Genomic DNA, 24,931 nt, shown 5'->3' on the forward strand with positions numbered 1-24,931 from the left:
CAGAAGTAGCATTGTAAAAACACAAATGACATGAAACGAATAAAAGATATATACCGCCGGTTCTTTCTTTGCACGTTGGGATGTGTGATGTTAATCTCTTCCTGCAAGGACAACCTCATGGAACAAGTTCCGGCCGGTGAGTTGGCCTCCATTTTATATTGGAAGACCGAAGCGGATGCCGAATACGCCCTAAATGGGGCCTATAGCGCTGCCAGACGAATTTTCTCCAGAGATTACATGTTTGATGGTTTGGGCGACTACCTTCGCTATCGAAGCAGGGCAACGGCGTCCCAATCAACCGGCGATCGCGCCATTGCTTACCGTAACGGCGAGTATGCCGATCCTTCCGGATCATATGGCGATTCCTATGATAATTACTTTCAGTATTCGTATGCTGCTGTAAACCATGTAAATTATGTGATTCAGAACGTGGAAAACATGCTCAATAGCGGGGCAAATGAATCGTCGCGTGCGAAACTCGAATCCATTATTGGGGAAGCGCGTATGCTACGCGGCATGATCTATTTTCGGTTGATCTCAATGTGGGGGGACGTCCCCTATATTGACAAAATCGTCGAAAGCAACGATGAAATAGCGAACATACCGCGCACATCGATTACAACCATAAAAGACGCCATCTTGGCCGACTTCACCTACGCTTGGGAGAAATTGCCTGAGCAGCCTGCGGCGTTGGGACGATTCACCAAATGGGGCGCCCTTGCTTTCCGTGGAAAGTTCCATCTGTACTGGGCATGCTGGAACCGCACCTCTTGGCCTTGGAGCACACCCGTATCGCCGACCGGTGGCTGGCCGGAACTCGATACCTTTACGCCCAATTCGGCCGAGTCAGTGGCGTCCTATGAAGCCGCCGCAACTGACCTGAAGAAAGTCATTCAAGAATCGGGTATTACACTATTCCGCAATGGCGATCCCGGAGAATGGGGAGAGATGGGCGATAGTGAGGTCTTGCCGAACTACTACTATTTATTTATCCCGACGGCCAACAACGATCCTGAATTGATGGTGGGTTTCACCCACGGGGGCACCGGAACCGGCCAAGGCGAAGAGTTGATGCGCGATTTCGGCACACGGGCAACAGAAGGTGCGCAAGGATGGGGACAACCGCGCTACGAATTGGCGGCTCGGTATCAGTCGACCCTCACGGGCGATTTTGTTGCACCATTGACCCCAGTAGATCCGACCGAACCGGACGCACGTACCCGCGAAAACTCCACCTTGAACCCCGAATCGTACCGAAACCGGGACTACCGAATGAAATCGACCTTATTGTGGGATGGAGAAACCATGACAACCATGCGGAATCTTGCGTTTGATGAAGTGCGTAAGTATCAGTACAAAACCCTAACCGGTACTGTCGACGGCTTCGGAGCGATCAATGCCGATGCCGACCAGACGGGATACATCATGCGTAAATTTGTACGCAACTATGCAGGTCAAGGACGCTCCGATGGGGATTATTACATTCCGGTAATGCGGCTGGCAGATGTGTTCCTACTCTATGCCGAAGCGGCCAATGAAGCGTATGGCCCGATGGGAGATGGAGGATTGGCGCTGGACGTGGTCAATAAAGTACGCCACCGGGGTAACCTACCCGCGCTAAACCCTGACAAATACAGCAGTAAAGAAACCTTCTTTTATGCAATCGAACAAGAACGGATTGTTGAACTATTCGCGGAAGGACACCGGCTGTTCGACCTTCGTCGCTGGCGGTCGATTGAACGGACCTTCTTACCTCCGCAAACGTCACCGGGCTTTCGGATGTATGATACACATGGAGGGTTGAGAAATACCTATTTCAACAACACCTCGCTTTTATCTTACCAACGGATGTATATATTCCGCATTCCGCCTTCTGAAAGAAACCGGAACCCGAACTTAACACAAAATGTTCCGTGGTTATAATTGATCCTTATTTTAAAAACTTTCAACATGAAAACAATCATAAATAGATTCATCCTATCTTCTTTGCTCCTCTTGGGTGTGGCGGCTTGCAGCAAGGACCTTCCGGTAGATGAGGATGGCCTGCTCATCACCACCAGACAAGAATGTTACGTGAGTAATTTTGAGTTGCTAGGTACCGATCAACAAACCATTCGTGTGGGGAATTCCTATATTGATACCGTAGCGCAAGTGGCCATTGCGTATGTTCGATTCGGTGCTGATCTAACCAAACTTTGGCCACAGGTTTCGTTGGTTGAAGATGCGAAACTGTCGCCAAAAATCCCAACCTATGATGCTTGGATGGATTTTTCCGGCTCAAAAATGTCCGTAGACTTTATCGAAGAAGATTGGGTAGGTGGAAATGCAACTGATCAGTTAAGCGAACGAATTGTTGGCAACCCTTCGGCTTTTCCCGCAACGGCGAAAAAATACACGGTCGTATCGGGAGATAGGAACATTCGAAAAGAATACACTTTTCTGATCGTCGAACGACCCTTACAACAATAATGTGTAAAACAAAAATATACAGTCAGATGAAACTAAGAAATATATATAGCGCAATCCTGCTTGCCTTTGCTTTTATGGGGGTAAGCTGTGATGACGAGCCGGTCTTGATGAAGGATCCTGTGACCGCGCTAAGCAACGATTGCATCAAAAGGAGCTTGCCGATAGCGCCGAACCTCATTGGCGAGGAAATCGAGTTTGCCTATGCCATGGCGATACCAAAAGAACTGGGTCAGTTAACTTCGGCACAGGTAGTTGCTTCAATCCCTGGTGCATCGGGAACCTATTTTGACCCCAATTCGTATCATACCAATGCAAGTGGTCAGGATGTCCCGGTACCGGTTGCGTCGGATAGCCAGACAAGCGGGGGCACTACCTCCATTCAGTTTACCGCGGATACGGCTGCCGCTACCTTACGATTCTACTACATCGTTCCGGAAGAAGCACGCGGCAAGGAGGTATCCTTCAAGTTTTCGGTCAAGTCCAGCAATGGACAATCGGCCGAATACGACATGGGACCGTATAAAATATCGAACATGGATATGACGCGCAACCTTTCACTCACCTCCGATGACGAATGTTATATCTCGTTTCACGATAACACCGAAGCTGCAGTCGTTTACTCAAAAAATGACCTCGCCACTGATCCTTCACTTGCATCGCAGATCGATCTTGTATATGCCCAACATGCGAGCGCCGACCTCGCGCACGCAATCTATGCGGCAGATGCGCCCGAAGCTTATCGCCCGGGCGTGGTGTTCCCGTCAGGATTTTCGAATCAAACAAAACTGATTAAAGAGTATGGCCTGCGTGATCGGCAACTGTCTAACTTGCAATACAGCCACTTTATCGATGATTTGGACTTTCAACAGATAAACATGGGACGTTCAACGAACTATGTGCTTACTTTGAAAGAGGAAGCAGGGGCATGGATTGAAACCGCCGACGGTAGTTACCGCGCGTTTGTATTTATCAATGCGGCGGGTGCCGACGGCATGACCGTGAGTGTGAAACGCTATAAAATGTAATATGCAGTTTGCCCAGAAGGCGTTTAAACGGCTTGCGATGGCTTTTTCCGGTGCGACCTTTCAAACGCCTTCTTAGTTGTAAGAATTGAAGTAACCTACTATGAAACGTGTTATCACAATCTTTTTTATCGTAAATACATCCATCTCTTGTGCCGTAAGTCAAGAGGTCCATCCACACATCCTTGTAAAGAATGCGGAAAAAGAAGCTATTCTAGAAAAAATAGACAAACACGAGTGGGCTGAATCGATCTTCAACGAGCATTATAACAAAGTAACCCCTTACGTGAAACGCCATCAAAAGGATCCGGAGTGGATCGTAAGCAGGTACCTGATGAACCGGGTAAAGGGAAAACGCTATACGCATGCGTATGATGATGGCTCCGGACATTTCCTGGTAAAATATTCAGGCGATGCCCCGGTTCCTACCGTCCGGGTTTCCACACATAAAAGAAGCCCCGTTACCGAAAGCGGAGCTCCCTATATCCGGCCATCCATTGAGGAGTTGATACCCTATGATACTTCTCAATTTATTTGGGCGTTAAATACCGAAACCAACCAGAAAGATTTTATCGATCCGGGGCAGTTCGTATCGCAAATTAATGGCGAAATTAACGATCTGGCCTTGAGTGCAGCTATTATTTATTGGCTAAAAGATGATGAAAACTACGCAAAATTTGCAGCGGATATTTTAAATCAATGGGCAAGAGGCGCGTCCTATCAAGAACCTATAGTGGGCGCATGCCGAACCGGATTCTTAGATATCCAGACACTCGGGGACAATCAATACCAGGCGTTGATTCTCGCATATGATTTTTTATACCCTTTTCTAAAAAAAGAAGGGTACGAACTGGGTTGGTATCAGAATGTCTTCGATAAATTCGCGTCCACGCTGACATTCAGGGGGTACTGGAATAATAATTGGTACGCCGCGGTGAGCTCAACGCTCGTGTATGCTGCGCTGAATCTTGATGATAAAGAGAAACAGGATTATTACCTTCAGTTTGTACTTGAAAAGGATACCATCAATGGAGCTTGCGGACATCTAAGTCTCGCCACCACCGTAAAAGACTGGTTAACGCCCGATGGACATTGGAAAGAACCGGGTGGATATCATAATTTCCCCGTTTCAAACCTCATTAAGGCAGCTTTCGCTTTGGAGAAAAATGGATATCCGGTATTCCAGACGTATCCCGAGCTTTTCGATGCCTCGTATGCTATGCTTAAGTATTCATTCCCGAACCTTTATGTTTCAGCTTTTGGTGATACTGGAAGAGCGTCTCAAAGCCCCGAGACATTGGAGATTGGATTGGCGGTCGCAGCCAAATACAATCGTCCTGAAATTGCAGGCATGACAGCTGCGATGAATACCCTGATTGGGCGAGGAATATACAAGCGAAGCAATTCCGGTATCTTGGGGTTACTTACTTATTTGCCGGATATTCCAGCAGTGGAAAGCAAGCCTTTCTCTTGGCCGCGGAGCGGGACACTGGATTTTGCACGATTTTTCTTTCAACGAAACGGAACGGATGAAAAAAAAGGGCTCATGTATGGCGTGCAAGGAGCAAGTTATAACCATAATCATTGCAACGGGATGGCCATGGAACTATATGGGGGTGGAGAAGTAATGGGGGTAGATGCGGGGACAGGGCCGAATTACGAACACTACTTACATCAAAATTATTTTAGCCAGTGGGCTGCCCACAATACCGTGGTTGCGGCGGGCAGGTCTGCCTCGACACCGTTCAGCGGGGGCGCCGGGAAGAAAAATATCGGACAGGTAGAACTGGCCGCTATGGAACCTTTGCCAGGAAACGACGGCATTTCACCATTTTATTCCTTCACCGATACCCGATACCTAGATCGTTCAACAGGAACCAATCAGTTGCGTACAATGGGCATCGTTAGAACCTCCGACTCTACCGGTTACTACCTGGATATCTACCGCTCGGATAACCAAATATCAAACGATTACGTGTATCATAATATAGGAGACACCTTGTTTCTTTCCGATCAGCATGATACCCCGCTTCGGATGGAACCGACCGAGTATCCTTTGTCGGGAGACGACCATCCTGGATTCAGATTTTTCTCGAACGTGAAGAAAAAAGAGAACATCTCTAAAAGCTTAAAGGGAGCATTTCACGCTAAAAACCGGGCAGGAGATGAGGTGATGATGCATGTTTTTTTTCCCGCTTCAGACAAGACCTATTACACGGCAACTTCTCCAGCAACCAAAACAGCGGGCCGTCAATACGCCAATAAACGGTTGCCCCTGTTTACCATCCGTTCCGAAAAGGAGGCATGGACCGAACCCTTTATATGCGTCTTTGAACCCGCTGTGGGCAAAGCGAACAGCACCATAACATCGGTGGAAAAAATCGCTGAATTATGCAATGGCGAAAATACCGTGATTCGCGTTCAACATACCGATGGTTCCGCCGAACTAATTTTCCAGGGTAATAGCGCAGAAGCAACCGTAAAAGGGAACAATTTTAGTTTTTCCGGCTTTTTTGGAATTATCTCACTCGATATGGATGGAAACTTGCAGCAGTTATACTTGGGCGAAGGAGACCATATCGCTTATGACGATGTGAAAGTTACCACATCGGATGCCCCCGGTTCCGTGTGGATTCAATTCGACACCAAGGGTGAGTACTCAATTTCAACCAATAAACCGGTTACGATCCATTTAAATGGTACAGAAATACACGTCCCGAAACCGACGAAAGGCTCAAGTATGGGGTCAATGCGAGATTTCCAAGCCGTTTCTTACGGAATAAAACCAGCAGGAAAAAGATGAGGATCGTAAAAGGAATGGCTAGGTGTAAACGTTTGCGCATTTGTCCATAAATATGTATTATTGTAATCCATATACTAAAATTATGATATCCAGCTCACGTATTCGGCGCATATGGATCGTAATGCTATTTATTTCGCAGAGTTACGCCCAGCAAGCCAACGACTTCGCAATAATTGGGGAACGGCTAACAACTTCGTTGCTTGCCGCTCCCGTGAGTACCGGTCAAGTAGAACGGATCATTACCACTATGGCCAAAGACGGTACGTGGTCCACAATCAATTACCGGGATACCAGCAAGACCGGGTTCGAGCATCGCATCCATCTTGAAAACCTGCTAGCCATGGCCAAAGCGTACAATCAACCCGGAAGTTCGTACGCGCACAATGTACAATTACTGGTTGCATTCAGGGCGGCCTTACAGCATTGGTTGGAGGAAGATTACCGCTGTGAGAACTGGTGGTGGAACGAAATCGGCACACCGGACGCAATGGCAAACATCCTGTTGTTAATGCGCGATGAACTAAATGCCGATGAACTTGCTGCAGGGATTGCGATTGCCGAACGTTCCAACTTTGATGGCTTTGGTGCTCGCCCTGGTGGCGACTTCGTCAAAATGGCAGGTATCAAAGCAGTGACTGAACTGGTTCGCCGAGATACTGCCGAATTCGCACGAGCCATTAAGACGATGAGCGAACAAATCTATGTGACGGAAGACCGGGGTATCAAGCCCGATATGAGCTTTCATCACCGAACGGATAACGTCCCTTCTACATTATCTTATGGCGCGCAATATGTCAGAATCTTTTTATACTGGGCGGATCTTGTCAGCGAAACACGCTTCGCCTTTGAACCCGAAGCCATTGCGCTGGTAACCGACTACTACCTGGACGGAATGCGAAAAGCCATGCCTTTTGGACGTTTCGCAGATCCGGGTATTAAGAACCGTGAAGTATCCAGAAAATCTTCCGCGGGACGGAGGAGCGATTACACCGGCAAGCTGCTGGCACGAATCAGCAATTACCGCAAAGAGGAACTCGAACATCCCAACCTTCGAAGCAACCAATATTTCTGGTACTCTCACTATCATTCCCATCAACGTCCGAAATATTTTGCATCGGTACGGATGTTCTCCAATCGTTCCAATAACATGGAATATCCACACAATGAGGAAGGATTGAAAAACCATTTTTACGCGGACGGCAGCCAATTCATCTCCCGCACCGGCCGTGAATACTTCAACATCTACCCTTCGTGGGATTGGCGGAAAATCCCCGGTACCACCGTGGTACAGGTCGATACGTTTCCTCATTGGAAAGACCTGGTCAAGAAAGGAACGACGGCTTTCGTGGGCGGTGTGTCCGATGGCGAATACGGCGCAGCCACTTTTGACTTTCTTAGTCCCCATTCGGGATTAAAAGCCCATAAATCGTGGTTTTTCTTTGACGACGAAATTGTTTGTCTCGGTGCAGGGATTACATCAACCGCGACACAACCTGTAATGACCACGCTGAACCAGGCGCTGTCGAACGGTCCCGTGTGGTTGAACGATAAGCGCAATACCGGCGAGCAGGAACAACAAATCGAAGGTCCGGCCTGGGTTAATCACGACAGCACCGGATACATTGTCTTGAATGCAAACCGCATTTGGCTCCGCCGGGGAAAATCCACTGGAACCTGGCGAAGCATCAGCCATCAGGATCATGCAACCGATGAACCCGTTACGCAAGATATCTTTACATTGGCCATTGATCACGGCACACAACCAAAGGACGACACCTACGCGTACATCATACTACCCGCGGCAAGCGAATCACAAACCAGCGCTTATGCGCAGCACCAGCCGACGGAAGTAGTAAGCAATACGAAAGAACTGCAGGCCGTATCAAATAAGCTGTTAGGCATTCACTATGCCGTATTCTACGAACCGGGCAACATAGTCTTCCCCGGGGGCATACACCTGGAAACCAACGAACCGGCGTTGTTCATAATCAAAGCTGCCGACAAGGGTATAGAACAGATCACGGTGGCCGATCCTACCCGCAAACTGGAAAAAATTACTTTCCGCTTGAAGTTTGCTACAAGCAGCGATACCACCCTCACCGTACAGTTGCCCAGAGGTACACTGGCCGGAAAATCGCTCCGGTTGGATGCTATTTCAAAAAATGCCAAGACGTTTCTTCTCCGTTCAGACACATTAGCTGCCCGCAGAGACCGTATCTGGAAAGGAGATAGGAAGTTTCCGCTAAATTGAAATGAATAGACATATGAAATATCCAAAAACAATGAAAAAAATGGCGGGTCTCGGATTAGCCGTGATCATAGCCACCTCCGTAAAAGCGCAACCGGGTAAGTTAGCGTTAACTGATGATTTCGTAGACAAAAACTTAAAAGAAGCCGCCGCACAGTATCACACGTTGATACAACGCGTGCCGGAAGGAGTTTTCCCGCGTAACTACATCAAGGCCGACGATAAGTTGGTAACCGCCAAGAGCAACTCCTGGATTTCGGGATTCTATCCCGGCACCTTGCTTTACCTGTATGAGTATACGCGAGACGCCGAACTGCTTAAAGAAGCGGAAAATCGGCTCCAACTGCTGGAAAAAGAAAAGAATAATAAAGGCACACACGACCTGGGCTTTATGCTCTACTGCAGTTTCGGTAACGCCCTGCGGCTTACTGGAAACCCCCACTACCAGGACGTTCTACTCACAGGCGCGGAATCACTGGCCTCCCGCTTTAACCCCACTGTCGGCTGCATCCGTTCTTGGGACCACAACGGCGACAAATGGAAATTTCCCGTCATCATTGACAACATGATGAACCTTGAGTTCCTGAACTGGGCCTCGCGCGTTTCTGGAAATCCCAAATACGCAGACATTTCGAAAACGCATGCCAACACCACCCTGAAAAACCATTTCCGGGCCGATAACAGTTCCTATCATGTAATCGACTACGATCCGGAAACCGGGGCGGTACTACACAAACATACGCATCAAGGTGCCAGCCACGAATCCGCTTGGGCACGCGGGCAAGCATGGGGACTTTATGGTTATATCCTGATGTTCCGGGATACCCAGGATAAAACTTACCTGAAACAGGCCCGAAACATTGCGACATTTATCCTGGACGAATCAAGTACTCCGGAAGATGGCATCCCCTATTGGGATTACAGTGTCTCCGGTCCCGATGTGCCGCGCGACGCATCGGCGGCAGCCATTACGGCATCGGCACTTCTTGAACTGTCGGGTATGGTTAAAGGGAAAGAAAGCAAGCGCTATCTCCAAGCAGCTGAACATATCCTTACCAGCCTTTCGTCGGCGGCTTACAAGGCACCTATCGGCACAAACGGAGGGTTTATCCTGGAACATTCTACCGGCCATTTTCCGGGGAACAGCGAAATCGACGTGCCCCTATCATATGCCGATTATTACTATGTAGAAGCCTTGCTTCGATACAAACATTTGTTAGATCAATAAAAAAGTAGAATCATGGATACTCCAGCAAGGCCCCTCGTTTATCGCTTGGTTATCTTTTTGTTGTCATTCGCGTTCCTAACCGTTACCGTGGATGCACAGACAGCTGCTCACCACGGTCCGAAACTCCAAAACCCCATTGATGTGGCGTACGTAAAAAAACACCTCCGGAAGGCACAGCCACGGTTGGTGTTGAATCGTGACATCGAGAAACGGTTGAGACAGCAACTGAAAACCGATCCGGTGGTACAAAACCTTTATAAGGCCATCCAGCGGGATGCCGCAGCCATTCCAGGCGAACCGCTGCTGGAGCACAAAAAAATCGGCCGCAGATTACTTTCTGTTTCCAGGGAGATGCTACGCCGGGTGAATATGCTGGGCATGGTTTATCGTATTGAAAAAGATCCCGCCATACTGAACCGCATCAACGACGAAGTACTAGCGGTTTGCCGGTTTTCAGATTGGAACCCTTCGCATTACTTGGATGTGGGCGAAATGGCGTTGGCGGTAGCCCTCGCGCTCGACTGGACCGCGGGAGATCTGCCGAAAGCGACCATTGAAGAAGCCGAAAAGGCACTGATTGAAAAAGGCATTCAACCGAGCTGGCCAACGGAAAATAAAAATGCCTGGTGGGCCTATGGTAACAATAATTGGAACCAGGTGTGCAACGGCGGGATGATTGCAGCCTCCATTGCCATTGCCGAGCGTGATCCTGAATTGGCGGCAAAAACACTGCACCGGGCCCTCGACGGACTACCTAATGCCCTCCACGAATACATGCCAAGCGGCATCTATCCCGAAGGATCTACCTATTGGGATTACGGCACGGGCTTCTCCGTGATCACCATCGCCATGCTGGAAAGTGCCTTTGGAACGGACTTCGGCTACGGCGATTTCCCGGGATTTCTTGAGAGTGCCACCTTCCGCGTGCTCACCAATGCACCTTCAGGCATGTATTATAATTTCGCCGATTGCGGTGACCGGCGTGGACAGAATGGCGACATCGTGCTGGCCTGGTTCGCAAAACGTACAGGGAACGCTGCCTATTTCGAACAAGACAGGTTCTTGAAACCCGTGGATGAAATGAGCCGCCTTTCGCGACTGGGAGGGGCCGGGCTGGTATGGGTAGCTCAATTCGAGGAAAAAGCCGAGGGAAGCATCCCCACCGCTTGGAAAGGCGATGGTTCCAATCCAGTAGTATTTTTTACAGGCGGCCCCGATGACGCTCATCAATACTACTTCGGTGGGAAGGGCGGCCGCGGCACGGTCAATCATGGCAACATGGACGGTGGCTCGTTTGTATTTGAATTGGATGGCGTACGCTGGGCAGTTGATCCCGGAAACCAAAGCTACGAAGACCTCGAAAAAACAGGGTTTGACTTGTGGGGGAAAAAACAAAATAGCCAACGCTGGACATTGCTCACGAAAAATAATTTCGGTCATAGTACGCTCACCGTAAACGGTCAGCTTCACCGTGTAGATGGAATGGCCACCGTCACCGACTTCAAAGACGGTGCTGCGCCCGAAGCGACGGTGGATCTGACAGCTGCTTTCGGTGACTTGTTGGCATCCGCCCAACGTCGGTTTGTGAAAGATAGCCCCACTTCATTGCTCATCGAAGATCAAATCTCCCCGTCCGACAAAACTGAGGAGGTGACCTGGCAGCTGATGACCACGGCAGACGTAATCATCCAACCGGGCGGGGCCTTACTACGGCAAGATGGAAAATCCCTGCGCATCGAAAACCTATCTCATCCGGAACTCCGGTTTTCGGTTGTCTCGCTGGATCCCGCACCGTTAGCGCTGGATCGGCAAATTAAAGGCTTGAAACGGATTGAACTGCGTATACCCCGTTGGACGATGAAGCAGGCGACGGAAACCATCCGGATCCGGTTGGCGGAAGGAACGTAAAAGTTCCCTACTTTTTAGGTAAACTTGTGCCATGGAATCCGCTTTGCTATACTCCTATTTTCTGAGGCACCCGTTCATCAGTACCGACACGCGCAATATCCAGCCACAAAGCTTATATTTCGCGCTAAAAGGTGAGAAATTCAACGGCAATGCGTTTGCCGCCGAAGCCCTCGAAAAGGGGGCTTCTTATGCCATTATCGACGAAGCTTACTATCAATCGGACGATCGCTTCCTGCTCGTCCCCGATGTACTGACCGCGTTGCAGGATTTGGCGAGGCATCATCGGAGCCAATTGCAGATTCCCGTAATTGGCATTACAGGAACCAATGGTAAAACTACCACCAAGGAACTGATCCATGCGGTACTGTCGCAGCAATTCAACACATACGCCACCAAAGGAAACTTAAACAACCACATCGGCGTACCTTTGACCCTTTTATCCATCCCGCAGCAAACGAAAATCGCCATCATCGAGATGGGTGCCAATCACGTCGAGGAGATCGCATTCCTTTGCGCGATCGCCCAACCCACCCATGGCCTGATCACCAATGTCGGAAAAGCGCACTTAGAAGGATTTGGCAGTTTCGAAGGAGTAAAAAAGGCAAAAGGCGAACTATACGATTACCTGGCAGCGCATCGGGGCACGCTATTTCTGCAATACGATAACCCGTTACTTCGTGATATGGCCGCTACGCGTCGCATCGATCAGGTGGTTACTTATGGCATTTCGACGGATAACCGCCTGACCGGAGAACTGATCGCTGCCAGTCCCCTGTTGGAGGTAACATGGAGCGTCAGCGGAGTCCCTGCTTCCCACACGGTCCATACCCAGCTTACCGGATCTTACAATACGGAAAATGTACTTGCCGCCATCTGCATTGGCCAGTATTTCGGTTTATCTGCTGAAAAAATTAATCAGGGGATATCGGGATATCAGCCAACCAACAATCGTTCTCAACTTACCCAAACGTCGAATAACACCGTCATCCGAGACTATTACAATGCAAATGCCAGCAGCATGGCCGCCGCATTGGAAAACTTGCGTGTCCTCAAGGCCGACAAAAAAGTGATCGTTCTGGGCGACATGTTTGAACTGGGCGAAGATTCATACGAAGAACATGGCAAGATTGTCGCGGAGGCCTCTTCACTCGGTGCTTCCCGCGTCCTGTTTGTCGGCAAGGCTTTTTTTCACCACCGCCAACCAGGTGCGGAATTTTATGAAACCACCGAAGAAGCCGGCGAGGCTTTACGCAAACAACCTGTGCAGGGCGCACTGGTGTTGCTTAAAGCCTCGCGCGGCATGGCTTTTGAAAAGTTGGTGGACTTACTATAGTCCCTACTCAAAAAAATCGATGATCAATTGTTTCAAATTCGCAAATGCGGTGAAAGGAAGCGTTTCATACCGATCGTTGATGTCGTGGTAGGCCGCTGTTCCTCCCTGTGTGTAAATAAAAAAACTGGGCACTCCTTTTTCGTAAAATGGGCAATGGTCGCTGTTACAGGATTCGCCCCGACTATTTACAGCTTTTAAGTAATTCTTTTCTTGATTGATTGCCGTCAGCTTGCTGAACGCCTCCGGAAACATCGGTGCATTGACCACCGTCATTCCATCCTCTCCGGTACCCACCATATCAAAATTGATCAAAAACTTGATATCGGATAGATCAAATGGTGGATTTTTCACAAATGCCTTCGAGCCTAAAAGCCCGGATTCTTCACCGGAGAATGCGATAAAAACTAGCGTGTATGCAGGTGGATTTGCCGCGTAATACCGGGCAAGATCCAGGATAAAGGCAGTTCCACTGGCATTGTCATTGGCACCGGGAATGTAATTTTTCTTACCCATGCGCCCCAAATGGTCATAGTGTGCACATACCACCATCAATGAATCGGGTGTTGTGGTACCCCGGATAATCCCGGCCACGTTCTGCGTTTCGTAGTCCGGTGTCCAAACCGATTCCACGTTTAACGCAATGGAAGTGACCGTCATCGGATCGATACTAGGCTGGTTTACGAATACCACCGGCCGGGCACTCGGCTTGGTTTGGGACGACCAGGTAAGCTTGGTATTGTCATACAGGATGACTCCGGGCAGGGAGAGATCGTCTGCATTCCGCAAATGCAAAATAGCAGCATTTGCTTGCGCTGCCAGTTCCTTGGCTTCTCCCGGCTCCTTCCGGTTATCAATCAGCAGGTACTGCGTGCTATCTACATATTGAAGTGCCTCCGAAACCGTACCATACAGGTCGCTGCGTTTGATAACCTTCACCGGAAATTGCCCGTTGACGGCCGGACTGCCCGGCCAAACGATGAAGTCGACACCTGGCTTTAAAACCCTGTCATTGAGTGAAACCTGCAGTTTCCCTGGAAATGTGTTTGCGCCCAGTTCGAAGGGCTGATAGTACGAGTCACCGAATAAGGGTGCCACTCCTTGCTTCTTGAATGCTTTCGCGATGAATGCAGCAGCCTTTTTGTCGCCATCCTTTCGATAGCCACGACCGTTGAATCCCGGTGATGCCAGTTTTTTCACTACGTGCCTGGCGTAAGAAAGGTCTGCTTCCTGTGCTCCGGCAATAACGCTGGTCAGTAACCAGCAAATGGTCAGTACGTATCTAATTGTTGTTGTCATCTTTGTAGTTAATTTTCAATGACCATAAGGTCAATATTCGAGGGATATTCCGGCGTGAAAAACACGCGATGCCAAGCGGGCTTGAAATCCGTTGCATCCGCTTTATAAATATCCATAAACTGCTGTGGGTTCCGGTCTACGAGCGGAAACCAGGAACTTTGGATCTGCACCATGATACGGTGTCCTTTTTTAAACGTGTGCGCTGCATCCTGCATGTCGAAAGACACCCGATTTACGGTGGTTGTATCGAGTGGCTCGGGATGCTCGAAGCTGTTGCGGAATTTAGCCCGCATCACTTCGCCCCGTACCATGAGCTGATAGCCGCCCATAACGGCATCGGGATGCTCCGGATGGTTCGGCGTATCGTCGGGAAATACATCAATCAACTTGACAATGAAATCAGCATCCGTACCGGTTGTCTTGACGAACAGATTGGCAGCCAACCGTCCTGCTAGCTGCAGCGGCTCTTCCAGCGGCTCCGAAACGAACACCAATACATCCGGCCTTCGCGCGGCAAAACGCTGATCCTCCACCATGTATTCCCGGCCGCGCATCAACCGGGTTTCCGCTGTATAGGGAACCGGGCGATTCGGATCGCTGTAATAAGCGACGGATCCGTTCTCGCCAGTTGAAGCAGGCTTTGCAAAACCAAGCTTCCCCTGCGGCTGAAGATAAAGCTTCCGCTGAGTGGCCTGCTTCGGTGGCCATTGATTGTAGGCCGACCAGCGGAGTGCACCCGTATCAAAAATGTATGCCGGGGGCAGGTGCGGGTCGGGCTTGCCTTTCAGGTGGTGCATAAAAAAGGGGAATTCGATGGTTTCCCGGTAGAAATCGCCGGTTGCTGAACCAAACGGGATGTTTTCCAGCCAGTCGCCCTTATCCCGCGCCCAAGTGCCGTGATACCAAGGTCCCATCACAAATACCTGCTGGGTAGCCGGACTTTGACTCGCTATTGCGGCCTGCGTCTTCAGCGGGCCATACGGATCTTCCTGGTCAAACCATCCTCCTACGGTCAGCACTGCCGGCCGGACATCCTTCAGGTGTGGCAAGGGTGTACGCGCCTTCCAAAACGCATCGTACGTGCCGTGGGTCATGAGGTCGTCCCACAGCGGATTTTTCGTGGATCCCAGCAACTGCGACAGATTCTTTAACGTATTATGCTTCAAGTAAAAATCATAGCCGTCAGGGGTGCCATAGCCCCCATAGCCCGCGAGTCCACTCGTCGATATGCTGTCACGCTCCCGGCCATAAGACGATATAAACGAAAACGATCCCATCAGCATAAATGCGCCGTTATGGTGCCGATCATCGCCCATGAACCAATCCGTTACCGGTGCCTGTGGCGAAACCGCAACCAAATTGGGGTGTGCGTCCAGCAATGCCGCGGTCGCATAACCACCGGGAGCAGAAATCCCCCAAATACCCACGCGGCCATTGTGGCCCTTGATATTTTTCAGCAGCCAATCGATGGTGTCATACGCGTCTGAACTCTCATCCACATCGCGTTTGCTGCGCTTATCGTTGATATAGGGCCTTACCGCCACGAAATCGCCTTCCGACAAATACTTCCCCCGTATGTCCTGATAAACAAAGATAAATCCCTCATGCATGAATTGCCTATTCGGTCCGAGCGGCACCTTGTTACGGTTTTCACCGTATGGAGCAACGCTGTAGGGCGTCCGCATAAAGAGGATCGGATAGGTCTTCGTCGTATCTTTTGGAACATAAACCGCCGTAAACAAGTGTACACCATCGCGCATCGGTATCCGTACTTCTTTTTTGGTGTAGTGCTGTTCAACAAAGAAAGAATCTGCGGGTGTGGGTTGTGCATGTAATAAACTGCACGTTACCATCATGACGAGTAATACGGAGGTTGTCTGTCTAAAAAACATAATTACATTAACTTAAAAAAATACCCACTACGGATTCTGCTCCGTGATATTGGGATTGAGCAACAATTCCGACTCCAACGGCAGTTGGAACGTATAGTCCTTCTGCGGGGTCAAAACCACGTCCTTATACGGGTGGTTTGGCGAACCATTCCGATCTACCGGCAGGTTCCACCGTTTGTTGTCGTAAAACTCAAATCCACCTTCGCCCCACAGTTCAATGCGGCGGTGCAGTTGGATCTCTTCGAACAGCGCGTCGCCTGTCTGGATCGACTTTACATAGGCAGGGTCGCGCTTGGAAACCAACTCAAAAAGCGTTTGCTGCGCCGCCGCGTCGTTGCCTGAACGAGCCTCTGCCTCAGCCTTGACGAGGATCATTTCCGAAGCCCGCATATAGATCTCATTTTGATAATAGGCCGTCGTCATCCCTTCCAGGGTCGTTGCGGCAAACTTCGTACTGTTGTATTTCGGATACTGGATGGTTGTACCCGATGCGGGATACGTAAACTCAATATAGTCCTCCCCGACGAAATTCAGTTTCCGATAGTCCGTCTCCGCAATCTGATCGTACAGCCGTTGATCAATGGCTACCCACGATCCCTGCGACCCACCGTATCCGCCCTCGCCCCATGGATTCATCCAACCTACGAAAGAGGAAGTTCCCTTACTCGAATTGGCATCAACGGCGTATCCGAAGATCGTTTCGTTATCCAGCAGGGTCATTCCGGAAGTCGTATACTGTACCTGATCCATCAGGGTGGGGTAGGCATCCATCACCCGGCCAGCGGCGGCACTGGCGGTCTCCCAATTACCGGTAGTCAGCGCAGCCCGGGCCAGTACCACCTCGGCCACCGTGCCATCGATATCCGTACGGTCATCCGTACGATAGTATCCAGCCGCATTAAACAAGCGGACGGCCTCGGTCGCATCGGCAAGAATCTGGTTCCAGACGGTTTCAGAAGGTGCCCTGTCCTTAAACGGATCGTTATTATCCAAATGCAAGGGTACACCCGGTTTGTCCTTACCGCCGTGCAGGTAGTCATCCTGATACAACCACATGAGGTACGTATAGGCATAGGCCCGCATCGTCAATGCCGCGGCCTTGTACCGCATGAGCTTTTCATTGGCACCATCGGCGGCACTCAGATCCACATCTGCAGGAATCAGTCCAAGGATTTCATTGGCATAATAGACATACTTATACAGGGTTCCCCAATATAAGGCTACGCGGGCCGTGCTTTGTTCGCGGTATGCCCGGAGTTCATAGTCGCTTACCAGCCACCCGCCGTTTCGATTGGCCAGCACCATATCGTTGCCTTTGAGGCTTAGCAGCAGATTAATGACCGGAAAATTGCGTGAATCCACCGAGTTTGAATAGGTATACATATTAATGGATGCCTCCATGACGTTCAGCATAGGCTCCAGCACCTGGTCCGGATCTTTTCTGACCAGTTCCTGTACGGCCTCTTCAGTCAGTACATTGCCCGTCGGGTCAATGTCCAGCTGACTGCTGCAGGCGCCGGTCGCTAACATCCCGATGCCCATCACGTAAAAAGCGATATGTTGTGTTACTCTTTTCATCTTCATGTTCAATTACAGACTAATGTTTAATCCAAACGAAATCGATTTGGTTTGCGGATAGTTAAACGGGTTGACCGACACGCCATCCAGTACCTGCCTCGGGTCCACTCCCTTCTTCGCCGAAACAAAATATAGGTTGTCAGCGGCTACATATACCCGTAAACCTTGGAGGTGCAGACGTTGCGTCAGGCTTGAGGACAACCTATAGCCCAAGTTAATGGAACGCAAGTTGAAGTAGTCGGCATCAAACAAGCTGAAATCGGAATACTGCCCTTCACCGCCGCCGATCGGCTGGCTGCCGAAATTGGTATCTCCCAGCATCCGCATCGGAATATTGGAATCGGTATTTTCAGGTGTCCATGCATCCAGGAGGTCAACGTGAACGCCACGGCCTATACTTTGCCCGGTGATGTATTGGTACGTACGCGACACAACCTTACCGCCCAGCTGATAGCTCACCGCCACACCGAGATCGAAGTCTTTATAACGCACGGTCGTCGAAGCACCGCCGACTAAATCAGGCGTTGACGTCCCCAATTCAAACCGTGTAGCCTCGGAACCCACGGTTGTGGTTACCACATCGCCAACCGACTTACCTGGATAATTTGCTAGATCTGCCTCGGTCAGCTTTTTGTACAGCATTCCCAACCCAGTTTCCTGATCCACACCGGCATACCGGTACATATACAGGTTAAAGTAGTCCGTTCCTTCCCTGCGGAGGAAGTTTCCCGAGAGATATCCACCGTCCAGCCCGCTCGACTTCATGTTGTCCGGTATCTCCAATAGGGTTGTCCGGTAACGGGAAGCGTTGATGTTAAACGACCAGTTAAGATCCGGTTTGCGGATGATATCGACGCCGAGATCAACCTCCAAGCCGGTATTCAACAGCTTACCCACGTTGCGCAACGCGCCGGCACGGCCGGCGGAAGCAGGATAGGATACGCTCAGCAATAGATCCACGGTTTTGCGACGAAAGTAGTCAACCGTTCCATAAAAGCGATTCCATAGCCGGAAATCCAATCCGCCATCCACGATATGGTTCGATTCCCACGTGATGGACGGATCGCCCCAGGTGTTGGCCGAAAGCGCAAATTCGGCATCCGTGATACTACCCACAGCGCTCAGTCCGTAGGTGTTGGTCCACGCATAACGGGTCGAAACCGGCACACCGTTGTTGCCCTGAACGCCGTAGCTGCCGCGCAGGCGAAGATCGGTTATCCAGTCTGCGTTGTCTTTGATAAAGTTTTCCTCGCCAATGCGGTAGGCACCCCCTAAAGACCAGAAGGTACCCCACCGGTTGCCCCGGAAATACGAGGAACCGTCCGTCCGCAAGCTGGCCGACAGGTAATATTTTTCGGCATAGTTATAATTCACCCGGCTGAAATAGCCTTCCAGTGTCCGTTCTTCATCCCCTCCGGTCAGGTCCAGCACGCGAACCGCATTACCCATGCTCGGGTTGTCCAGCGCATACATCTTATACTTGGTTCCATTGATGTTGTCGCTTTGGAACTTATTGAACTCGTGGCCTACCAAGGCGTCCAACGTATGTTCACCGAACGACCGGTTCCACGTCAACAGCTGCGTCAGATTGAGGGTCATCGCCTTGTTGAAGGCACTTCTTATGCGTCCCTCGTAATCCCGGGCATCCGAGCCGCTCTCGTTATTGCCGTATTCGAGGTAATTCTGGTAACTGTTGTCAACCGCTACGTCTGCTTTCAGGGTGAAGTCCTTCAAAAATTTAGCTTCGAGGTAACCTCTACCGGAGAAGAAATCGTTGGTGGTTTCCGTGAGGTCTTTCTCAAAATAAACCGCCGGCGAGTAACCGTTAAACGCATTCCGGGCCGTGCTGCCATAGGGCGAATACGTTTGGTTGGTACCCAAATCATATACCGGTTTACCGTCGGCATCGCGGATGATCTGTCCATTTGCATCGTAGGCGTAAATGGGGTACGTTGGTGCAAACAGGTTCATGAAGGTGAAGATGTTGGTATTGGTCGTACCGCCCGTGTATCCCGTCGGTGCGTTGCTGTAGTTTTTTGAGTACGACATGTTTGCTCCGCCTTTCAGCCAGGAAGCAATCTGCGTATTCAGATTCACGCGGGCCGAATACCGGTTGAACTCCGACCCCATCACGTACGAGGGGTTCTTCAGCATACCCAACGAGACGTAGTAGTCTGTTTTTTCACTGGCGCCGCTGATGTTGGTATTGTACTCTTGACGCAATGCCGTTTTCAGAAAATAATCCGGCCAGCTATCGTGGTAAAGCAATGCGGCTTCCGTCCGGATCTTTCCCGTTGCGGGATCGATCAGCGTGGTTCCTTCCGGTATTTTATAGTTCATGTAGTTGCCCAACCCATTGCCGGTGTTGCTGGCACCATTTGCAGTGAACAGGTTATCGCTGGCATATTGGCGTGCATCGGCATCTGTATACCCCTGCTTGTAGCGCATGTAGTTATAAATGCCTTGCCAGGTGTATTCGTAGTACGTACCGGGGTCGCGGACCACCTCCATGTCGGGAACGCCTTGGCTAAAAGCCCCCCAACGAAGGTCTACCCCGATTTTGGGTGTACCCGACTTACCTTTCTTGGTGGTTACTAAGATAAGTCCGTTTGCCGCACGCGAACCATAGATGGCGTTGGCGGCCGCATCCTTGGATACCACGATGGATTCAACGTCGTCCGGATTCAACGCCGACAGGCCTAAATTGAACACGGCGCCGTCCACAACAATCAGCGGGTCATTGGACGCGTTGATGCTACCCATACCCCGTACGCGTATCTTTGAATCATTACCGGGTTGACCCGATGGACTGGTCAATTGAATTCCAGCCACCTTGCCCTCCAGTGCCTGAGACACGGTGGATACCTGCTGTTGCGTGATGTCGTCCGATGAGACGGAGGTAATCGATCCGGTAAAATCCTTCTTTTTGGCCGTTCCGTAAGCCACGACAACCACCTCATCAATTTCCTGCGACACCGTAGTCAATGTGATGGTCAGCGCTGTTTGGCTACCCACCGCTACTTCGCGTGTTTCATATCCCGTATTGGAAATCACAAGTGTCGCGCCTGCTGGAACATCAGGCAAGACAAATCGACCGTCGTCGTTGGTCATGGTACCGCGTTGGGTTCCTTTGATGTAAATGCTGGCACCTGCAATCAACGCACCCGTCTCATCTTTTACCGTTCCCTGTACCGTTTGTTGCACCGTCTCAACCGGAAGCGAAGCCTTTGATGTACGTTTGGGAACTAATGTGATGATTTTTCCGTTGACCGAATATTCGAATTGCTGATTGGCAAATACGAGTGGAAGCAAGGTACCGACTTCCATTTCAGACACCTCCAGCGACACCGGCTTGAACTTGCTCAAATATTCTTCTTTAATCAGGAAATCGTAGCCGCTTTGCTTTCTGATTTCACGCAGCACATTTTCAAGCGGTACGTTGTTCGCCCGGATGCTGACCCGTTGGGCCAACGAGGTTTCTGCGTAGGTATTTAACACCAATAAGAAAACCGCTAAAGGGGTTAGTTTCATAGCTAATGGACATCGGGGAGTCATGCTAAAAACTGCGGCCATGGCGTTGACCGTAATTTTCACAGCTTCCCTCAAGTAAGGGACATATTTCATACATTTGTTACGTTTGGTTATGATTTTAGTTCAATGCAATCCTAACGAGGAATTAAGTTTCATGGCCAACCAACCGGCTGGAATTGTTGGCGCAATTCCGGCCATTTTTTGAGTTCACCCTGACAGTCAAGTAATCGTTATCTGGTCACGGCAACCCTCCTTCCTTGTAATTCAAACCGCAATCCGGTATTGGTGGCAAGCGCCTGGAGCACGGCCGACAGCTTTTTATCCCTGCCAATTTCTCCATATAGCCGAATATCCTTGGGAACCTCCCTCATATCAAACTCCACATCATACCACCGCTCTATCTGTCGCAATATGTCGGGCAGATCGATTCGGTAAAAGAAAAACACATTGTTTTTCCATGCGATGGCCGATTCAGTATCGACGGTCTGGATCGAAAAACGCCCTCCCGTTGCTACACATTGCTCACCCGGATGCAATACCCGTGAGGCTTCGCCGGATTTATCCACGATACGCACGGCACCTTCCAGCAATGTCGTCTTCGCCGCGGGTTCATCCGCATATGCGTTGACATTAAAATGTGTTCCCAGCACTTCGATCGCTTGTGCACCGGTCTCAACCACAAAAGGCACCGCTTTCTTTCGCGATTCAGCAAGCTGATTTTTTTCTACTTCAAAATAGGCTTCGCCGGTCAAGGAGACCCTTCGTTCGTCTTCGGCAAACCGGGTGGGATAGGTTAAGGAAGAAGCCGCATTCAGCCAAACAATTGTGCCGTCGGGAAGTATAATCTTATAGGTTCCTCCGCGAGGGGTCTCAATGGTATTCAGCGCCGTAGAAGCGCTTTTTCCTTCGTCGCTCACTTCGTAAACAACCTCTCCTGCCTTTGTTTTATGGATACGGATTCCGCGCTCTGCAACCAGCTGACCGGTATCTGCTTCATCCAAAAAAATCGTCCTGCCATCGGCTAGCGTTAAGGTAGCACGCTCTCCACCGGGATCGATATCTGTTATTTCCCCGTGCGCAGCGGTCGACGGCTCCGGCTCGCCATCGTTCATCTGCCACAGCCCTAACATCCCCACTACGAGCAACACCGCAGCAGCAATTGCCCAGGACAGGTACTTGTTAGGCACCCGTGAATTTACCTGACGGAACACCCTCTTCCGCATAGCACGATTTGCCCGGATCCAGGCGTCGTCACTGGGTAGTTCTTCCGATTTGCGGATATAATCCGTAAAGCCAGTTTCTATCCAAGCGCGCTCTTCGTCCGAACAAAGCCCCTGTCGATAGCGCTCCAACAGCTCCTCTATGTTTTTCCGTTCCATTATTTTCGGAAATCCGTTACTTTCCTATTAGCATGGAAGCGAAACCCCAAAAAAGTCCCGATTTTTTTTAAAAATTTTGCAGTAACATTAATAGGAATAGGGAAATTACACGGCCCAGCTTAAACCTCAATTGCTTGAGCGCAGCACTCGAAAGATTTTTGACTGTCTTCACAGATAAATTCAATTGACCGGCAATCTCTTGATTCTGGAAACCTTGTCGTTTCAGCCAAAAGACTTCTGCCATATGGGATGAAAATCGATTGGTTACGCTATCCAGGTAATCCGCCAACTCCTTCTCCTCCAAATTTCGGGTAGTGGTATCCATCGCGTACTCACCACGATGCTGCAGGTAATCCACAAACTTTTCTTGCACCTTGCGGCGGTCTGTAAGGTTTAGGAACCGATGCCTCACACATTGGTAAAGATAGGGCAATCCTTCACCGATGAGCCGCAAATCGCCGCGTTTTTCCCACAGGTAAACGAATACCTCCTGCACCATGTCCGCCGCTTCATCTGCATCTTTCACCAACTTAAAGGCATACAGGTAAAGATTTTTATGATACATCTCGTAGATGGCCGTAAATGCTGCCGTATCGCCCGCACTCAGCGCCTGCCACAGCTCACGGTCATTTTTTCGACTGCCACCATCCATTGTTGTACTATTTAGTTAACCATGCCACCGTAAAATGCGGGCATGTCTTTTAGGATAGGCAAAACTAGCCAATGGAAATGAGATTAGCAACGTTTCTCCGCTCATTGTTCGCTACCGCACAACAAGTGTCCGATTTCGAACAGTTTTGTTTTGCAATCAATCCCAACAAGCTGTTTTCAAATCAGTTGTATTTTTGGCACGGCGTTGTATAGTATTAGTCGATTGGAAAGGACGGCTACTGATAGCTGATCGCTCATAGCCGAGAGCTGATCGCCGAGCGCTGATAACTGATAGCCGACTGCCAATTGTTGATAGCGATTAAAAAAAATGGACAGAGCATTACCGAAAAAAACGTGGAACAGTAAACGTATTACGATGGTTGTGGGCGGAGCGGGCATCCTGGCGTTGATATTTGCCAGCTACTATTTCACTTCCGGCAATTCAACGCTCAATGTAGATGCCGAACGCATCACCATATCGGAAGTCAAAGAGGATTCCTTCCGTGAATTTATTCCGGTAAATGGCACTGTCTTACCCATCACGAGCATTTTCCTCGATGCGTCTGTGGGTGGGCGTGTGGAAGAGAAGTTTGTCGAAGATGGCGCCAAGCTTAAGAAGGGAGATCCCATTATGCGCCTTTCCAATACCGATCTGGAACTGAGTCTTGTAACGCAAGAAACGCAGGTATACAACAACCTCACCCAGATGCAGATTGCCCAGACCGCCGCACAGCAGACATCCATCAACAACCGCAACCAAATGGCCGATGCCGAAAACGCACTGAAAGAAGCCAAGCGGGTGTACGATCTCAATAAAACGTTATACGAAAAAAAAGCCATTGGCAGTCAAGAATACCAAGAGGCAAAAAACAACTATGATTACCAAGTGGAGCGGATCAAACTCACCCGTGAAAACATCGTTCAGGATTCCATCCGAAGTGTCCAAACGCTCGAACAAAACAAACAACTGTACGCCAGCGGCATGTCTGCATTGGAATTGATGCGCAAAAAGGTGGGAGACCTTATCCTACGATCACCGGTAGATGGTCAGCTTACTTCATTCGATGCGGAAATCGGACAAAGTAAAAACCCCGGCGAACGCCTTGGACAAATCGATGTGCTGACCGGCTTTAAAGTACGTGCCGACATCGACGAACATTACATTTCCCGCATTTATCCCGATTTGGAGGGGGAATTCACATTTGCCGGAAAGAGCTATAAACTCGTCATCAAGAAAGTCTATACGCAAGTAACCAATGGCAGATTCCAGGTAGATATGGAGTTCGTAAACGAGGTCCCCGATGGGATCCGACGCGGGCAGACCCTGCAAATCCGCCTAGCCTTGAGCGATGAAACAAAGGCCATTTTATTAGCCAAAGGAGGCTTTTATCAACAAACAGGGGGCAACTGGGTATTTAAACTTACTGAAGACGGAAAGACAGCTTACCGGGTAGATGTGCAACTTGGTCGTCAGAACCCCGACTATTATGAAGTAATCGGTGGATTGGAGCCTGGGGATAAAGTGGTCACGTCAAGTTATGAAACGTATGATCGGGTTCAGGAATTGAATATTCGGAATTGAGTCATAAGCTG

Annotated in this window: 15 protein-coding genes; 9 read left to right on the forward strand and 6 right to left on the reverse strand. The window is 49.8% G+C overall.

The genetic code is table 11. The annotated features are described in order from the left end of the window. The first annotated feature begins 30 nt into the window (after positions 1-30). The 8 genes from BMZ56_RS07990 (at position 31) to BMZ56_RS08025 (ending at position 13,011) form a co-directional block, all read left to right on the forward strand. The gene (locus BMZ56_RS07990) at positions 31-1,923 is read left to right on the forward strand and encodes a RagB/SusD family nutrient uptake outer membrane protein (RefSeq protein ID WP_090626046.1); all 1,893 of its coding nucleotides are present in this window, start codon (positions 31-33) and stop codon (positions 1,921-1,923) included. Positions 1,924-1,950: 27 nt separating this feature from the next. Then, the gene (locus BMZ56_RS07995) at positions 1,951-2,469 is read left to right on the forward strand and encodes a hypothetical protein (RefSeq protein WP_090626047.1); all 519 of its coding nucleotides are present in this window, start codon (positions 1,951-1,953) and stop codon (positions 2,467-2,469) included. 26 nt (positions 2,470-2,495) lie between these two features. Beyond that, positions 2,496-3,494, forward strand: a complete 999-nt coding sequence (locus BMZ56_RS08000) for a DUF4466 family protein (protein ID WP_090626259.1) — start codon at positions 2,496-2,498, stop codon at positions 3,492-3,494. 100 nt (positions 3,495-3,594) lie between these two features. Further along, positions 3,595-6,294 carry an endo-acting ulvan lysase-like protein gene (locus tag BMZ56_RS08005; protein ID WP_090626048.1) on the forward strand — a complete coding sequence of 900 codons (2,700 nt, stop codon included), beginning with the start codon at positions 3,595-3,597 and terminating at the stop codon, positions 6,292-6,294. Between the two features lie 82 nt (positions 6,295-6,376). Next, positions 6,377-8,545: a polysaccharide lyase family 8 super-sandwich domain-containing protein gene (locus tag BMZ56_RS08010; RefSeq protein ID WP_177195081.1), complete on the forward strand. Its 2,169-nt coding sequence runs from the start codon at positions 6,377-6,379 to the stop codon at positions 8,543-8,545. A 31-nt stretch (positions 8,546-8,576) separates the two neighbouring features. Next, the gene (locus BMZ56_RS08015) at positions 8,577-9,770 is read left to right on the forward strand and encodes a glycoside hydrolase family 88 protein (protein WP_317048183.1); all 1,194 of its coding nucleotides are present in this window, start codon (positions 8,577-8,579) and stop codon (positions 9,768-9,770) included. Between the two features lie 12 nt (positions 9,771-9,782). Then, positions 9,783-11,678 (forward strand): heparinase II/III domain-containing protein, encoded by a 1,896-nt coding sequence (locus BMZ56_RS08020; protein ID WP_090626050.1) that lies wholly within the window; start codon positions 9,783-9,785, stop codon positions 11,676-11,678. A 31-nt stretch (positions 11,679-11,709) separates the two neighbouring features. After that, positions 11,710-13,011: a UDP-N-acetylmuramoyl-tripeptide--D-alanyl-D-alanine ligase gene (locus tag BMZ56_RS08025; RefSeq protein ID WP_090626051.1), complete on the forward strand. Its 1,302-nt coding sequence runs from the start codon at positions 11,710-11,712 to the stop codon at positions 13,009-13,011. A gap of 3 nt (positions 13,012-13,014) precedes the next feature. On the opposite strand, the gene BMZ56_RS08030 is transcribed toward BMZ56_RS08025, so the two are convergent. The 6 genes from BMZ56_RS08030 to BMZ56_RS08055 all read right to left on the reverse strand — a co-directional run bounded on the left by BMZ56_RS08030 (position 13,015) and on the right by BMZ56_RS08055 (position 23,339). After that, the gene (locus BMZ56_RS08030; protein WP_090626052.1) at positions 13,015-14,307 is read right to left on the reverse strand and encodes a M28 family metallopeptidase; all 1,293 of its coding nucleotides are present in this window, start codon (positions 14,305-14,307) and stop codon (positions 13,015-13,017) included. 8 nt (positions 14,308-14,315) lie between these two features. Further along, positions 14,316-16,199: a CocE/NonD family hydrolase gene (locus BMZ56_RS08035; RefSeq protein WP_090626053.1), complete on the reverse strand. Its 1,884-nt coding sequence runs from the start codon at positions 16,197-16,199 to the stop codon at positions 14,316-14,318. 27 nt (positions 16,200-16,226) lie between these two features. Then, positions 16,227-17,777: a RagB/SusD family nutrient uptake outer membrane protein gene (locus BMZ56_RS08040; RefSeq protein WP_177195082.1), complete on the reverse strand. Its 1,551-nt coding sequence runs from the start codon at positions 17,775-17,777 to the stop codon at positions 16,227-16,229. Positions 17,778-17,789: 12 nt separating this feature from the next. Further along, entirely contained in the window at positions 17,790-21,308 is a 3,519-nt protein-coding gene (locus BMZ56_RS08045) for a SusC/RagA family TonB-linked outer membrane protein (protein WP_218146510.1), read from the reverse strand. A 230-nt stretch (positions 21,309-21,538) separates the two neighbouring features. Then, complete coding sequence (locus BMZ56_RS08050) at positions 21,539-22,687, reverse strand: FecR family protein (protein WP_090626056.1); 1,149 nt, start codon at positions 22,685-22,687, stop codon at positions 21,539-21,541. A 67-nt stretch (positions 22,688-22,754) separates the two neighbouring features. Further along, positions 22,755-23,339 carry an RNA polymerase sigma factor gene (locus BMZ56_RS08055; protein ID WP_090626057.1) on the reverse strand — a complete coding sequence of 195 codons (585 nt, stop codon included), beginning with the start codon at positions 23,337-23,339 and terminating at the stop codon, positions 22,755-22,757. A gap of 327 nt (positions 23,340-23,666) precedes the next feature. Between BMZ56_RS08055 and BMZ56_RS08060 the strand changes: the two genes are divergently transcribed. Then, complete coding sequence (locus tag BMZ56_RS08060) at positions 23,667-24,920, forward strand: efflux RND transporter periplasmic adaptor subunit (RefSeq protein WP_090626058.1); 1,254 nt, start codon at positions 23,667-23,669, stop codon at positions 24,918-24,920. The last annotated feature ends 11 nt before the right edge of the window (positions 24,921-24,931 follow it).

Source organism: Parapedobacter indicus (genome assembly GCF_900113765.1).
GTDB lineage: Bacteria > Bacteroidota > Bacteroidia > Sphingobacteriales > Sphingobacteriaceae > Parapedobacter > Parapedobacter indicus.